The organism is Umezawaea sp. (genome assembly GCF_057122925.1).
The window spans coordinates 70,502-84,467 of the sequence record NZ_DBNGPQ010000039.1; the positions used below are offsets into that span (position 1 = coordinate 70,502).

The window sequence follows — 13,966 nt, forward strand, 5'->3', positions numbered from 1 at the left end:
CCACGTGTCCACGCGCGTGGTCCCCGACATCCTCGACGTGCCGGGTGCGCGGTGGGACCGGCTCGTGGGCCCGGACGGCTTCTACAGCACGCACCGCTGGCTGCACGGCCTGCGCCACGCCTTCGGCCCCGACCGGGTCCTGATCGCCGAGGGCCGCGGCGGGGAACTGCTGGGCGGGCTGCCCACCTGGTCGGGCGAGGCCGACGGGTCCGGCCTGTTCGACCTGTCGCGGGTGCTGCCGGGGGCGGGCGCGGACTGGTTGTGGCTGGGTGCCCGCCGGGCGACCCGCAACGAACTGGTCGCCTCGGCGCGGCCGGTGCTGCGCGCGCTGCTGGAGCACGCGCTCGCCCTGGCCCGCGAGGAGGGACGTGCCGGGCTGGTCATGCCCTACCTGCCCGCCCGGCACGCGCTGCTGCTGGCCGCCGCCCACCCGCGCGCCCAGGTCTTCCTCCACAGCGCGGACGTCGTGCTGCCGATCCCACCGGGTGGCCTGGACGTCCACCTGGCAACGCTGTCCCGGCGGGACCGGAACCGTCGCAGGCGGGAGGAGCGTGCCGTCCGGGAAGCCGGGGTCGAGGTCGCGTGGCTGCCGTTCACCCGCGACCTGGAGGCCGACGCCGTCCGGCTGGTCACCCAGAACCGGGCCCGGTACGGGGGTACGGCGGACGAGGGGTGGATGCGGCGGGTCTTCGAGGGCCAGCGGGCCGCGGGGCTGCTGGACGACGCCCACGCCGGTGTCGCGGCCAGGGACGGCCGCCCGCACGCGGTCATGATCTTCTACGGTCGCGGGGACCGGCTGCACGCCCGCTACTTCGGCTTCGACTACGCCCACGCCCGCCCGGCGGGCGAGTACTTCCTGCTGCTGCACCGGATGCCGCTGCGGCACGGGGCCGCGGCCGGGTTCCGCCACTGCCACCTGGGCATCTCGGCCTGGCACGGCAAGGTCCAGCGCGGCGCGGTGCTCTCCCCGCTCGCCGCGGTGGTCCTCTCCCCGAACGGCACGATCCCCGGCGCGGAGCACAACGCCGCCGCGCTCCGGACCTGGCGCGCGCTCGCACCGGGCCGCCCGGAGGCCTACGACCCGGACTGGGACCTGTGGGACCGGAGCCGCTGAGCGGACCCACCGCGAGGGGAAGGGGCACCACGTGCTGCACCTGGTCTACCGCATCAAACCGTCTCCGGCCGCCGAGCGGGACCCGCACGCCTTCTGGGCCTGGGTGCGGGACCGCGAGCGGTGGTTCTACGACGGGCTCGACACCGTCCTCGCCACCCGGTGGCGGGTGCGGACCATCGGCCAGGACGTGCACACCCTCGAACACACCGTCACCTTCGCCGACGAGGCCGCGTGGGGCCGCTACCGCCGTGCCGTCGCCGACCGCGGCAGCGACCCGGAGTGGGAGCGGCGCCGCGTCGAGCAGGGGCGCTGGTGGACCCTGCTCGACGCCGACCTGCTCAGCGACCCGCCGGTCCCCCTCGGCATCACCCGCGACACCCCCGAGGACGCGGCGGGGCCCGCCGACCGCGTCCGGCACCTCCTGGGCACGGGGCGCCGGGCCACGCTCGCCACCACGGACGGCACCACACCCTGGATCGACACGGTCGACGTCACCGTCCTGCGCGATCCCCTGCGGCTGCTGTGGCGCTCCCCGCGCGAGGCCCGCCACTCCCGCGACGTCGCCACCCACCCGGACGTCTCCGGGATCGTCCACGCGGACGGGTCGGCGGGCGGTGGGGTGCGGTTCACCGGCACGGCCCGCGACAGCGACCCGCTCGGCCGCCACGTCCTGCACGTCGCCCGCCTGTGGTGGTCGGACGACGAGCAGGACGTGGAGGTCGACCCGCGCGCCCTCGGCTGAGCGCTCGTCGGGTCACGCGCGGTCCTCGATCCGTTCGAGGACGGCGGTGGTGCTGCCCGCGGCGTCGAGCCCGTGCGCGCGCAGCCTGGTCGAGGCCCAGCCGGACCGGATCGCGGGCGACCGGGCGCACGCAGGCGGATGACGTCCGGCTCAGGGCCCGAGCACCAGCTTCTGGTACTGCTCCCGGTCCAGGTCGTACACCTCCAGCGTGACCTGGGTCGGGAGGCCGTCCACCGGCGCGAGGTGGTCGCGGACGATGCCGATGCCCACCCGCCCCACCTCCTGCTTGAGCCCCACCGGCCGCCCGGACAGCAGGCCGATCCGCACGTGGACCATCGCCGCGGGCGCCCCGTCCCCGATCACGGACTCCTCGATCCGCCGGAACCGGGTCTTGAACGCGGCCACGTCGGAGTCGACCAGCGGCGCGACGGTCCGGTGCAGCGCGAGGGCGAGGGCTCGGCGGTCCAGGGCCCCGCTCAGCTCGGCGGAGTACTCGACGGTGATCTGCGGCATGGGCTCACGCTACCGGCGCGGTGAGGACCGGGAGTTCGGTGCGGCCCCAACCGGAACCCGACCCCCGCACGGTCGAACGGCGCCCGAGCGGTGGACGTGCTCCCGGAGGGTAGATCGCCGCGGCACCGTGAACGCCTGACCAGTGCGTGCACGGCCGCGAAGGATCTTCGAGCGATCTGTCGAACGTGGCCGGGTTCGTTCGACGCAGAGATGACAGCACAGCAGGACTACCCAGGAGCACCCGATGCGCACCCTGATCAGCACCGCGTTCGTCTCGCTCGACGGGGTCGTGGAGGCCCCCGGCGGCGAGCCCGGCCACCGCAGCTCCGGCTGGACCTTCAAGGACATCGAGTTCGTGGAGGCCGCCTACGAGCTGAAGGCGCGCGAGCAGGACGAGGCCGCCGCCATGATGATGGGACGCGTCAGCTACGACGCCTTCTCGCCGGTGTGGCCGACCATGACCGAGGAGTTCCCGCGCTACAACGCGATGCCGAAGTACGTCGTCTCCACCACGCTGGAGGACAGCGACCTCGTCACGAACTGGGGCGACATCACGATCCTCCGCTCCCTCGACGACGTCGCCGCGCTCAAGGAGACCGACGGCGGGCCGATCCTGGTCCACGGCAGCGCGAAGCTCAACCGCGGCCTCGCCGACGCCGGTCTCGTCGACCGCTACCACCTGCTCGTCTTCCCCGTCCTGCTCGGCGCGGGCAAGCGCCTGTTCAGCACCACCGACCGGGACAAGCAGCGGCTCACGGTCGTCGAGAGCGAGACGTACCGCAACGGCGTCCAGAAGCTCGTCTACGAGGTCGACCGCTGACCGATCGACCACGGTCACCCCCGACGATCGTCGGGGGTGACCGTGGTCGATCGGCGGATCCGGCACCACCCCGCCGATCCCTAGCGTTCCGGCCCATGAGGACACTCGTGGCCGGACTGGTGCTGGCCCTCTCCCCCGCACCCGCGCCCGCGTCGATCGACAGCTACCTGGCCCTGGCCCTCGACGCGACCGGGCTGCCCGGCGTCTCGGTCGTCGTCACGCACGGCGACCGGGTCGTGCACGCCACCGGCGCCGGGCGCGACGGGCACGGCGACCCCGTCACCGCGAACACCGCGATGCGGGTCGCGTCGGTGAGCAAGTCGTTCACCGCCGCCGCCGTCCTGACGCTCGTCGAGGACGGCCGTGTCGGGCTGGACGACCAGGTGCACGACCGGCTCCCCCAGCTCCCGCCGCGCATCACCGTGCGCCACCTGCTCAACCAGACCTCCGGCATCTCCGACGCCTCCGTCGACATCGGACGGCTGACCGGGGCCCGCACGCTCGCCGAGTACGTCGACCTCCTGCCGCCCGTCGACGCCGCCGAACCCGGCACCCGGTACGCCTACTGCAACGTCAACTACGACGTCGCCGCCCGCCTGGTCGAGGTGGTCTCCGGCCAGTCCTACGAGGACTACCTGCGGCAGCACGTGTTCGAGCCGCTCGGCATGCGGGACAGCAAGGCGGGCGGCGACGCGCCGAACGGCTTCAACTCGCTGTACGGGATCTGGCTCGACCGGCCCGAGCTGGACGACGGCCCGGCCGTCGGCGGCGCGGGTTCGGTGATCACGACCGCGCACGACATGGGCCGCTGGCTCGTCGCCCAGAACGGCCACGGCCCGTTCGCCGCGGCGTCGCTCGACGCCATGCACTCGCCGTCGGACGTGCACGAGTACGGCATGGGCTGGCAGCCCGACGACAACGGCCTGCTCGTGCACAGCGGCAACCTGTGGACGTACAACGCGATCCAGGCCATCGACCCCGAGACCGGCTACGGCTACGCCGTGATGACCAACGGCGCCCCGCTCGTCGACGACACCGCCACGATCCTCGACGGGCTGATCGCGCTGAGCCGTGGCGGGACGCCCGCGGAGCCCGGCAGCTCCCGGCAGCTCGTCGAGTGGGTGCTCGCGGCGGTCGGGCTGCTCGCCGCGGCGCTCGGGGTGCTCGGGGTGGCGCGGGCGCGGCGCTGGGCGGAACGCGAGCACGGGCGGCGACGGTGGCTGACGGTCGCGCGGCTGCTGGTCGTGGCGTCGCCCGCCGTGCTGTTCGCGCTCTACCCGTGGTTCGTGTCGTTCATCAGCTCCGGCCGGACGGTGCTGTGGGCGCAGCTCGGCTACTTCGCGCTGCCGCTCACGATCACGCTCGCCGCCGCGGGGCTGTCCGGGCTCGCGGTGCTGACCGCTCGCGTCGTCCGGCTAGTGTCGGTCCGATGAGCCTCGGGGTCCTCGCCGTCCTCGGCCTGATCAGCGGGCTGAACATGGAGGGCGGCCTGCCGGTGTGGCGGGTGTGCGCGTTCGCGGTGCTGGCGCTGCTGGCGTACCTGCACGGCAGGCACGTCGACGCCCGCTTCGGCTGGCAGGTCCTCACCGGGGTCGGCGTCGTCGGCTGCTCGGTCGTGGCCGTGCTGGACCGCACCGAGGTGACGTCGGTGCTGCTCATCCTGGTGCTCACGGTCGTGCTGCCGCGGCTCGCGGGCCGGTACCGGCGGCAGCAGGCGCTGCTGATCGCGGCCGAGCGGGAACGGGTGCGGCAGCTGGAGCGGGAGCGGGAGCACGTCGCCGAGCGGGCGCGGCTCCAGGAGCGGGGCAGGCTGGCGGCGGAGCTGCACGACTCGCTCGGCCACGACCTGGCGCTGATCGCGCTGCGGGCAGGCGCGCTCGAACTGTCACCCGGCCTGTCCGGCGAGGACGCGGGCACGGCCGGCGCGGTGCGGGCATCGGCGGTGGCGGCGACCGACCGGCTGCGGCAGTCGATCGCGATGCTGCGCGAACGCGACGAGGTGCCGCCGGTCGCGGCCCTGGTGGCGAACGCGCGGGACGCGGGCATGACCGTGGCGGTCGACGGTCTGCAGGACCTGCCGGACGTGGTGGACCAGGCCGTGCGCCGGGTCGCGCGGGAGGCGCTGACGAACGCCGCCCGGCACGCGCCGGGCGAACCGGTGACGATGACGATGACGGTCGCGGAGCGGCTGGTGACGCTGGAGGTCGGGAATCCGTTGAGGGGTCCGGTCGGCAGGGGCAGTGGCCTGGAGGGGTTGGCGGAGCGGCTGCGGCTGCTGGGCGGCGAGCTGGTCGTGACGACCGAGAACGGGTCGTTCACGCTGCTGGCACGGGTGCCGCTGACGTGATCAGGGTGCTGCTGGCCGACGACGAGGCCATGATCAGGGCGGGGCTGTCGGCGGTGCTGGCGACGGATCCGGAGATCACCGTGGTGGCGGAGGCGGCCGACGGGCGCGCGGCGGTGGAGCTGACGCACGCCCACCAGCCGGACGTGGTGCTGATGGACATCCGCATGCCGCGCCTCGACGGCCTCGCCGCGGCCCGCGAACTGCGGGACGTCGTCCCGGTCGTGATGCTGACGACGTTCGACGAGGACGAGTACGTGGCCCAGGCCCTTGAGGACGGCGCGAGCGGCTTCCTGCTGAAGGCCGCGGACCCCCGTGAGCTGCTGATCGCGGTGCGGGCGGTCGCCGACGGCGCGGCGTACCTGTCACCGCGGGTCGCCCGCCGCGTCCTGGCCGGGTTGCGGACGGGCCTGACCAGGCCCGCGGCGGCGAAGCGCAGGGTGGCGGCGCTGACCCCGCGCGAGCGGGACGTGCTGGCGCTGGTCGGGCAGGGCCTGTCGAACCAGGAGATCGCGGGACGCCTGCACCTGGCGGAGGGCACGGTGAAGGCGCACCTGTCCGCGATCCTGCGCGGGCTGGACGTGCAGAACCGCGTGCAGGCGGCCATCACCGCGTACGAGGCCGGCATGACGGAGTGACCGTCGTCAGCCGGTCGCGAGCAGCGGCGCGGGCGCCCACCCGGCCGGCCGGCGCACCGTGCTCACACGACCTCCTCCGCGGTCACCAGCGCACCGGTCACCACCACCATCATCGCGACCGCGACCCGCACGTCGGCGACGAGTCCTGGAACCAGGACGGCGGCGACGGATCCCTTCGCGGGCACCGGGGAACTCCTCCGGCCAGCGGCCCGTCACGCGGCCTCGGCTCGGTCTCGATCCGGTTCGACCAGGAAGCCACAGGCCGGCGAGTGCGCCACCCTCAGGGCGCCGACGCCCAGCGGGCGCGGCCCAGGACTCTCGGCGAACGCCGCCACGGCCGCCTTGACCCGCGCGCAGCCGCGCGGAGCAGGAGTCGGTGGAGGTCGGCGGTCGTGGAGGTGTCCGTCACGGATCGTCTCCGTCGTCGATCGGTGGTGGGTCGTTCTGCTTCAGGCGCGCCGCCGCGACACCCGCGGCCGTCAGCCCCGCTGCGGTCAGGACGAGGACACCGGAGGCGCCGGTACCCGCCGCCAGCAGGCCCGCGACGCTGGGCACGAACACCTGGCCGACCCGGTTCCCGGTCAGGCGCAACGACATCGCCCGGCCCCGCAGGCCCGGCGGAGTGGATTCGGCGAGCCAGGACATGGTGAGCGGCTGGCCGACGCCGAGCCCGAGGCCGATCGCGAGGACGACCACCGCCAGCAGCCACACCGGCATCGGCACCGCCGCCGCGACGAGGCCGACGGCGGACAGCGCGATGCTGCCGACGAGCAGCGGGCGGCGGCCCAGCCACGCGGCCAGCCGCCCCAGGAACAGCCGCGACCCCATCGACGCCACGGCCCGCAGGGTGAGCAGCCCGCCGACGACACCGGAGGCGATCCCGCGTTCGGCGCCCAGCGCGGGCAGGTACACCAGGGTGATGTCGACGGCCGCGATCACCACGCAGCTCACCGTGAGCGCGCGGAGCAGACCGGGGCGGCGCAGCAGGTCGCGCAGCCCGGCGGGTTCACCGTCCGCGGCGGGAGGTCGGCGCACGGCCGGTGGGCGGAGCGCCAGCGTGACACCCAGCAGCACCACCGTGATCGCGACCGTCACGCCGAAGATCGTGCCGGTGTCCGGGATGGTCCGCGAGCCGCCGAACAGCAGGATCAGCCCCGGTCCCACGGCCTGCCCCAGCGACGCGGCGAACGTGTAGTAGCCGAACGCCGCGTCGTAGCGGTGCGGCGCGGTCACGTTCGCGACCAGCGCCTGCTGCGCGACCACCGAGCACAGGTGCCCCGTGCCCAGCAGCACGCTGCCCACCAGCAACCCCACCACACCGCCGCCGACGAGCACGAACGCCCCGGCCGAGGCGCACACCAGCAGCGCGCCCGCCAGCAGCACCCGGCGTTCCCCGAACCGGTCCACGGCCTGCCCGGACGGGATGGCCAGCAGCAGCGGGGCCACCGCGAACGCCGCCGACAGCACCCCCAGCCACGCCGGGGGCACGTCCAGCTCCAGGGCGCGGTAGGTGGAGGTGGGGCGCAGCACGAACGTCACGAGCTGGACGAGGACGGTGTGCGCGAGCAGCAGGACCAGCATCCCGCGCCCGCCGCCGACGCCGTTCAGGGCAGCGCGCGAGGTGTCGCGACCGGGCCCACGCCCAGGCGCGACGCGGCCTTCGCCCCGAGGCTGGTGGAGATGTGCTGGTGCATCACGGCCGCCGCCGCGTCGGAGTCGCCCGCCACGACGTGCTCCACGAGCCGGTGGTGCTCGGCGGTCGTCCGCGCGCGCTCCTGCTCACCGCGCACGACCTCCAGGCCGAGCCTGCGGTAGCGGTCCGCCTTGTCCCACAGTCCGTCGAGGGTCGCGATGAGCAGGTCGTTGTGCGACGCCCGGTAGAGCGCGGCGTGGAACCGCCGGTGCGCGATCAGGTCCTCGACGCCGGGGTTGCCCGGCAGCGGTTCGAGGCCCTGGACCGCGGCGCGGATCTCCTGGATGTCGGACTTCGTGCGGCGCTGCGCGGCCAGCGCGACGGCCAGCGGGTCCAGCGACCGGCGCAGCTCCAGCAGGTCGCGCGCCTCTTCGGCGGTCAACTCGGTGACCCGCGCGTCGCGGTGCGCGTCCAGCTCGACCAGGCCCTCGGACTTCAGCCGCCGCAACCCCTCCCGCAGCGGCGTCGTGCTGATCCCGATGGTGCGCGCCAGCGTCGCCTGGTTGAGCACCTCCCCCGGCCCGAACTCGCCGGACAGGATCTTCTCGCGCAGGGTCGTGTACGCGAAGTCGCTCTTCGTCATGAAGGGCTCAGCGGGTTCCGCCATCCAGGACCTCCCTCAGGGCTAGGTTATAACCTACATGCTGCCCCAGTGAGCCTGGCCAGAGGGACTACCAGCGGGAAAATCCCTGACCGGAGGGAAGCCCGACCGGCAGGAGGCATAGGTTATAACCGGCAGCGTCACACGGAGCTGGTGGCCGACGAGTCCCGCGGCCGGGGTCGGCACCGGCTCGAAGCGGTGGGGCGGGCCCCGCACAGGGACCGCGCGGGGCGGGCCCCACCGCCGTTCAGGGGTTCGGCACTACGTCGTGAACACCACGTCCACCCAGTAGTTCAGGTCGCGGTAGGTCTTGTCCGGGAAGCTGCCGCCGACGTTGTACACCCCGTTCCCGCCGCTGCCGACGGAGGACGGCGCCGTGAGCGGACCACTGGTGCGGGCGGACGTGAAGTAGTCGTAGTCGTACGAGTACCGCCCGCCGGGACAGAGGTACGACGCGACGTACGTGCTGCCCGCGACGACCGTGACCGGCGTGGGCAGCTGCACCGTCTGCCAGCCGCTCGGCGTCTCGTTGGTGGCGGTGGCCGTGCCGAGCCGGGTGCCCGCGGACGACCACACGCTCACCGTGTGCGTGCCGAGGTTCTGCGGTCCTTTGTAGAACTTGACCGCGGTGATCCTCCCGTTGACCGCGGGGGTGAACTTGACGCCCAGCTCACCGGTGCTGGTGTCGGTCGTGGTGATGTTCCCCGGCGGGGTGGAACCCGACCAGAACGAGGCCGGGAACGTGTGCGGCGTGTAGACCGCGCTGAAGTTCCCCGCCACGACCGGGAACATCGCGTACGTGACGCCCTTGACGGTCTCCTGCGCGTGGGCGACCGCCGTGCCGTTCCTGGTGATGGCCGTGAGCGCGCCCTTGACCGACTGCACCGGCAGCATCCCGCGCAGCATCCCGTTGGTCCGACCGTCCACGGTGGCCGTGAAGGTCAGGTTGTTGCCGCTCCAGGCGATCTCCGAGAAGAACGAGTTGTTGCGGCCGTCGGTCCAGTCGAGGATCTGCTTCGCGGTGATCATCGGCACGCCGCGGGCCTTCGCCGAGGCGATCACCTTCGCGCCGAAGTCGTCCGCGAAGTAGTAGTGCGTGCCGAAGACGCCGTAGTAGCCCTCGACGCCGAGGGCGCGGTCGAGCATGGTGTCGATGCCCGCCGGGTAGGTCAGGCCGTTCTCGTCGACGAGCTGCGAGACGACCTGGTAGACGTCGATCATCGTGCCGTCGAGGTCGGCGAACCGCATCGGCAGGCCGGAGCCGGTGAACATGCCGGGCCGGTTCTGGACCCACCAGTGCGGTGCGTAGTAGTAGTTCAGGTCCATCCGGATGCCCTTGCCCAGCTCGACCTTCGGCTGGGTCGCCCAGTCGCTCCACGCGATGCAGTGCGTCCGGTTGCCCTGCTGCGGCGGCAGGCTCGGGAAGGCGGAGGCCCACGCCGCCAACTCGGAGGTGAACGTCGCCTCCAGCGAGGCGGGCGTCCAGTTCGCGCAGCCGGTGTTGACGTGGACGCCGAGGTCGAACCCCTGCGCCGCGTAGGCCGCCGCCTGCGCGTCGGTCATGGTCGTGCCGTCGACGAACATCCAGGACGTGGCCCGCAGGCACTCCCACCCGTCCAGCGCCGCACCCGCGGGCGTGTTGGTCTTGAGCAGCTCGAAGTAGTCCCGCGTCCCGGTGGCGGTGCCGTGGTCGTCGAGCGCCATGACGATGGCGGCCTTGAGCCCCTTGGGCAGGTACCACGTCCTCGGGATCGGCTTCTTGGCGTGGTTGATCGACGCGAGGACGTTCACCAGCAGGCGCTGCTGCTCGTCCGCCTGGGGGATGGCCACCCTGCTGAAGTCGATCCAGTCCGGCTGGACGTCACCGGCCCTCGCGCCGAAGAACAGGTCCACCGGCCGCAGCGGCGGGTCCGCATCGCGCTCGTCGCCCGCCCAGGCCGGATTCCCCTGCCGGGTCTGGACGACCGAGCGCGCCAGGTCGTAGGTGAACGCCACCGCGTGACCGCCGCCCGCCGTCTGGCGCACCGTGACGGCCGGGCTGGTGGTAGCGGTCGTGGCGGTGCTGCAGAGCGTGGCCACGGTCGTCGCGTTCGTCGCCGCGTAGCGGTCCGCGGTGCCGTGGTACTGGAGGGTCGCGGTCGGCAGCCCCGGCACCCGCGCGCTGTCGATCAGCAGGTAGCCGTTGTCCAGCGTGGTCCCCAGGTCGGTGAGCCCGAGCAGTCCGCTGAGCTTCTTGTCCGGCCGGGCCGCGACGAGGTTGCCACCGGCGTCGACCCAGTCGGTGAACATCGTGACCTGCGCCTGGGTCAGCGGGACGTCGCCGAGCACGGCCACGTCGTGCTGGCCGAGGACGGTGGCGTCGACCGCGGACAGGTCGACCGTCGTGAACGAGCCGATGCCCTCGGCGCGCAGGATCTCGCTGTAGTACCGGCTGTACGGCCGCGCGTCCGACTTGATCAGCAGGACGGGTCCGCCGAACCCCTGGTCCAGCGGCGCGGGCTGGAAGAGCACGTCGACCCAGTAGTTGGCGCTCGCGTGCGTCGAGTCGGGGAACCCGCTCGTCGGCCCGTACCGGAACACGCCGTTCGGCTCCGCCGGTGTCGACGCGGGCGCGTGCAGCAGCCCGCTGAGCCTGCCGGTGGCGAAGTAGCCGTAGTCGACGCTGTAGTGGCCCTGCGGCGCGAAGTACGAGGCGATGCAGGTCGTGCCCGCCTGGACCGGGACCGGGGTGGCGAACGTCGCCGTCTGCCACCCCGTCGCGGTCTCGTCCGTGAAGACCGCGCTCGCCAGCCGCACCCCGTTCGCCGTCCACACCGAGCCGGTGTGGGTGCCGTCGTTTCCGACGCCTTTGTAGAACCTCACCCCGGTGATGCGACCGGATCCGCCGACTCTGAAACGAACTCCCAACTCCAGCGGTTCGGCGTCCGCCTCGGAAATGATCGAGGGCGTGTCAGATGGTCTCCATATGCTGTAAGGCCCTTCGGTGGCGACCAGGTTTTCCACCTGGACAGCGGCCGCTGAGCCAATCATTTGATCAGCTGTCATGCACGACTCTACCTCCGCAAACACGCCCGCTGCCTGCATGGTTGCGCAACTGTCACCAATCAAGGATTCGAATGGGTGCCATTTAATTGACGATTTCCGCAAAAAGATGATCTCGCCCGCGGTGATTGGGCCGACCAGCATGTCGGAGGCTTTGAAAGGATTGCCGACGATCCCGTCCCTGCGGGTCGGCACAAATGGATGTCGGGTCCACCCGCTCCACCGGTTCAGCGGACGTCGGCGGTCGACCGCTCCTCGCGCGCGGGCTCCCGCGGCTGGAGGGTGGCGCCCTCCACGTCGAGCCGGGGCAGCCACCGCAGCCGGCGCGGTAGCCACCAGGCCCGTTCGCCGAGCAGGGCCATGGCCGCCGGGACGAGCACCATCCGGACCACGAACGCGTCGACGAGGATGCCCGCGGCCAGCGCGAACGCGATCGACATCATGGTCGCGTCCGCTCCGGGGAAGAACCCGGCGAAGACCGCGAACATGATGGCCGCCGCCGCGACCACGACCGGGGCCGCCTGCCGGAAGCCCGTGCGGATCGCCGCGGTGTTCGGTTCGCCGTCGCCGTGGGCCTCGTGCATCCGGGACACCAGGAAGACCTGGTAGTCCATGGCCAGGCCGAACAGGATGCCGACGACGAGGATCGGGGTGAGGCTGATCAGCGGGCCGGGGTCGTCGATGCCGAACAGGTCGCTGAACCAGCCCCACTGGAAGATCGCCACGGAGGAGCCGAGCGCGGAGCCGATGGTCAGCAGGAAGCCCAGCACGCCCACCAGGGGCACGAGCAGGGACCGGAACACCAGGACCAGCAGCACGAACGCCAGGCCGACGACGAGCGCCAGGTAGCCGGGCAGGGCGGCGTTGACGGTGGCGGCCACGTCGACGCCGACGGCGGTCTGCCCGGTGACGTAGGCGCGGGGGTCCTCGCCGCGCAACCGGTCGCGGATGTCGTCGACCAACCGCTCCGTGGCCGCGCTGGCCGGACCGGACCCCGGGATGACGGTGAGCAGCGCGGCGGTGCCGTCGGCGTTGGGCACCGGGTCGGTCACCACCGCGACGTCGGGCAGGGCGGCGAGGGAGGCCTTGGCGTCGGCGGCGGCCCGCGGGGCGCCCGCGCCGTCGAAGAACACGGTGAGGGGGCCGGTGAAGCCCGCCCCGAAGGCGTCGGCGAGCATCAGCTCGGCCCTGCCCTGGGTGGTGCTCCCGGTGGGCGTGGCGGCGAGGGTGGTCCGCAGCGAGAACAGCGGGATGCTCAGCGCGCCGAGCGCCGCGGTGGTCAGCACCAGCGCGACCACCCGCCTGCGGGTGACCCCGTCGACCCAGCCGCGGAAGAAGCCCCGGTCCCGGTGCGCGGGAGCCGGTTCGCCGGTCGGCGCGGCGCGCTCCCCGCGGGGGAGCGCCCGGCGGCCGAGCAGCGCCAGCACCGCGGGGACGAGCGTGGTGGCGATGAGCACCGCGATGACGACGGTGAAGGCCCCGGCGACACCCATCTGCGTGAGGAAGGGGATGCCGGTGACGAACAGGCCGACCAGTGCGATGACGACGGTGAGACCGGCGGTCACCACGGCGGCGCCCGCGGTGCCCACCGAGGTGGCGACGGCGGTGCCGACGTCGTGGCCGCGGCGCAGCTCGTGGCGGAACCGGCTGACGATGAACAGGGCGTAGTCGATGCCGACCGCCAGGCCCAGCATCGTGGCCAGCAGCGGCGTGGAGGAGGTCAGGTCGACGAAGCCGGTGGCGATCTGGATGCCGCAGACGCCGACCCCGACGCCTACCAGCGCGGTCAGCAGGTTCATCCCGGCGATCGTCAGCGCGCCGTAGGTGACGACCAGCACGACGAGGGCCGCGAGCACGCCGATGAGTTCGGCGGAGTGCGCCCCGCCCCCGCCGACCTGGACGGCGTCCCCGGACGCCTCGACGGTGAGCCCGCCGCTCCGCGCTCCGGCGACGGCGTCCGAGAGGGCGTCGTGCTGGGCCTTCGTGAGGTCGAAGGAGCTGACCTCGTAGGTGACGGTGCTGTAGGCGGTGGTCAGGTCCGGCGACAGGGCGGTGGGCGTCGGCTGGAGCGGGTTGGTCGCCGAGGCGACCCCGTCGAGGCCGCCCAGCCTGGTGACGAGGTCGCTGACGGCGGCGGTGTTGGCCCCGGTGGTCAGCGTCTGCCCCTCCTGGGCCTTGACGACGATCCGCGCGGTCGCGGTGCCACCGCCGCCTCCGCCGAACTCGCGCTCGATGAGGTCCATCGCCTCGACCGACTCCTGGCCGGGCAGCGAGAAGGTGTTCACCGTGGGGCCGGACAGCTGACCCGCGCCGACACCCGCGCCGATGAGCACCACCAGCCAGGTGAGGATGAACAGGGCCGGGCGCCGGTAGGCCGCGGCGCCGACGCGGAAGAGCAGGCGTGCCACGGTGATCAGCCCTCCGCGCGGTCGCGAAGGGACGGACGGGGGGCGGGGGTG

The 13,966-nt window shown here is 73.1% G+C and carries 12 protein-coding genes; 6 read left to right on the forward strand and 6 right to left on the reverse strand.

From position 1 onward, the window contains the following. Positions 1-4 precede the first annotated feature (4 nt). A complete protein-coding gene (locus tag AC156L_RS06035) occupies positions 5-1,114 on the forward strand; it encodes a GNAT family N-acetyltransferase (RefSeq protein WP_484406663.1) in 1,110 nt (369 codons plus the stop codon). A 31-nt stretch (positions 1,115-1,145) separates the two neighbouring features. Then, positions 1,146-1,856, forward strand: coding sequence for a pyridoxamine 5'-phosphate oxidase family protein (locus AC156L_RS06040; RefSeq protein ID WP_330876276.1), 711 nt, complete (start codon positions 1,146-1,148; stop codon positions 1,854-1,856). 150 nt (positions 1,857-2,006) lie between these two features. Here AC156L_RS06040 and AC156L_RS06045 read toward each other — a convergent pair whose 3' ends face one another. Next, the gene (locus AC156L_RS06045; RefSeq protein WP_330876277.1) at positions 2,007-2,369 is read right to left on the reverse strand and encodes a 5-carboxymethyl-2-hydroxymuconate Delta-isomerase; all 363 of its coding nucleotides are present in this window, start codon (positions 2,367-2,369) and stop codon (positions 2,007-2,009) included. Between the two features lie 244 nt (positions 2,370-2,613). On the opposite strand from AC156L_RS06045, the gene AC156L_RS06050 reads away from it, so the two are divergent. From AC156L_RS06050 to AC156L_RS06065, 4 genes are all read left to right on the forward strand, one after another. Continuing rightward, positions 2,614-3,189, forward strand: coding sequence for a dihydrofolate reductase family protein (locus AC156L_RS06050; protein WP_330876278.1), 576 nt, complete (start codon positions 2,614-2,616; stop codon positions 3,187-3,189). A 95-nt stretch (positions 3,190-3,284) separates the two neighbouring features. Then, positions 3,285-4,622, forward strand: a complete 1,338-nt coding sequence (locus tag AC156L_RS06055) for a serine hydrolase domain-containing protein (RefSeq protein WP_330876279.1) — start codon at positions 3,285-3,287, stop codon at positions 4,620-4,622. Then, entirely contained in the window at positions 4,619-5,536 is a 918-nt protein-coding gene (locus tag AC156L_RS06060; RefSeq protein WP_330876280.1) for a sensor histidine kinase, read from the forward strand. Before AC156L_RS06055 ends, AC156L_RS06060 begins: the two co-directional genes overlap by 4 nt. Continuing rightward, positions 5,533-6,171, forward strand: a complete 639-nt coding sequence (locus AC156L_RS06065) for a response regulator transcription factor (protein ID WP_330876281.1) — start codon at positions 5,533-5,535, stop codon at positions 6,169-6,171. The genes AC156L_RS06060 and AC156L_RS06065 overlap by 4 nt, the downstream gene beginning before the upstream one ends. A 62-nt stretch (positions 6,172-6,233) precedes the next feature. Here AC156L_RS06065 and AC156L_RS06070 read toward each other — a convergent pair whose 3' ends face one another. From AC156L_RS06070 to AC156L_RS06090, 5 genes are all read right to left on the reverse strand, one after another. Next, the gene (locus tag AC156L_RS06070) at positions 6,234-6,356 is read right to left on the reverse strand and encodes a hypothetical protein (RefSeq protein WP_484406665.1); all 123 of its coding nucleotides are present in this window, start codon (positions 6,354-6,356) and stop codon (positions 6,234-6,236) included. A gap of 220 nt (positions 6,357-6,576) precedes the next feature. After that, positions 6,577-7,752, reverse strand: a complete 1,176-nt coding sequence (locus AC156L_RS06075) for an MFS transporter (protein WP_330876283.1) — start codon at positions 7,750-7,752, stop codon at positions 6,577-6,579. Positions 7,753-7,775: 23 nt separating this feature from the next. Beyond that, a complete protein-coding gene (locus AC156L_RS06080) occupies positions 7,776-8,471 on the reverse strand; it encodes a GntR family transcriptional regulator (protein WP_330876284.1) in 696 nt (231 codons plus the stop codon). Between the two features lie 255 nt (positions 8,472-8,726). Then, on the reverse strand, positions 8,727-11,651 hold the full coding sequence (locus AC156L_RS06085; protein WP_330876537.1) for a DUF4082 domain-containing protein: 2,925 nt from the start codon (positions 11,649-11,651) through the stop codon (positions 8,727-8,729). 83 nt (positions 11,652-11,734) lie between these two features. Continuing rightward, positions 11,735-13,915, reverse strand: coding sequence for an MMPL family transporter (locus tag AC156L_RS06090; RefSeq protein ID WP_330876285.1), 2,181 nt, complete (start codon positions 13,913-13,915; stop codon positions 11,735-11,737). Between the last annotated feature and the right edge of the window lie 51 nt (positions 13,916-13,966).

What these genes read in the sequence shown, in the direction of transcription:
- AC156L_RS06085 (WP_330876537.1), bottom strand. Translation starts at nt 11,651, where the DNA reads ATGCTGGTCGGCCCAATCACCGCGGGCGAGATCATCTTTTTGCGGAAA.
- AC156L_RS06080 (WP_330876284.1), bottom strand. Translation starts at nt 8,471, where the DNA reads ATGGCGGAACCCGCTGAGCCCTTCATGACGAAGAGCGACTTCGCGTAC.
- AC156L_RS06055 (WP_330876279.1), top strand. Translation starts at nt 3,285, where the DNA reads ATGAGGACACTCGTGGCCGGACTGGTGCTGGCCCTCTCCCCCGCACCC.
- AC156L_RS06075 (WP_330876283.1), bottom strand. Translation starts at nt 7,752, where the DNA reads ATGCTGGTCCTGCTGCTCGCGCACACCGTCCTCGTCCAGCTCGTGACG.
- AC156L_RS06050 (WP_330876278.1), top strand. Translation starts at nt 2,614, where the DNA reads ATGCGCACCCTGATCAGCACCGCGTTCGTCTCGCTCGACGGGGTCGTG.
- AC156L_RS06045 (WP_330876277.1), bottom strand. Translation starts at nt 2,369, where the DNA reads ATGCCGCAGATCACCGTCGAGTACTCCGCCGAGCTGAGCGGGGCCCTG.
- AC156L_RS06060 (WP_330876280.1), top strand. Translation starts at nt 4,619, where the DNA reads ATGAGCCTCGGGGTCCTCGCCGTCCTCGGCCTGATCAGCGGGCTGAAC.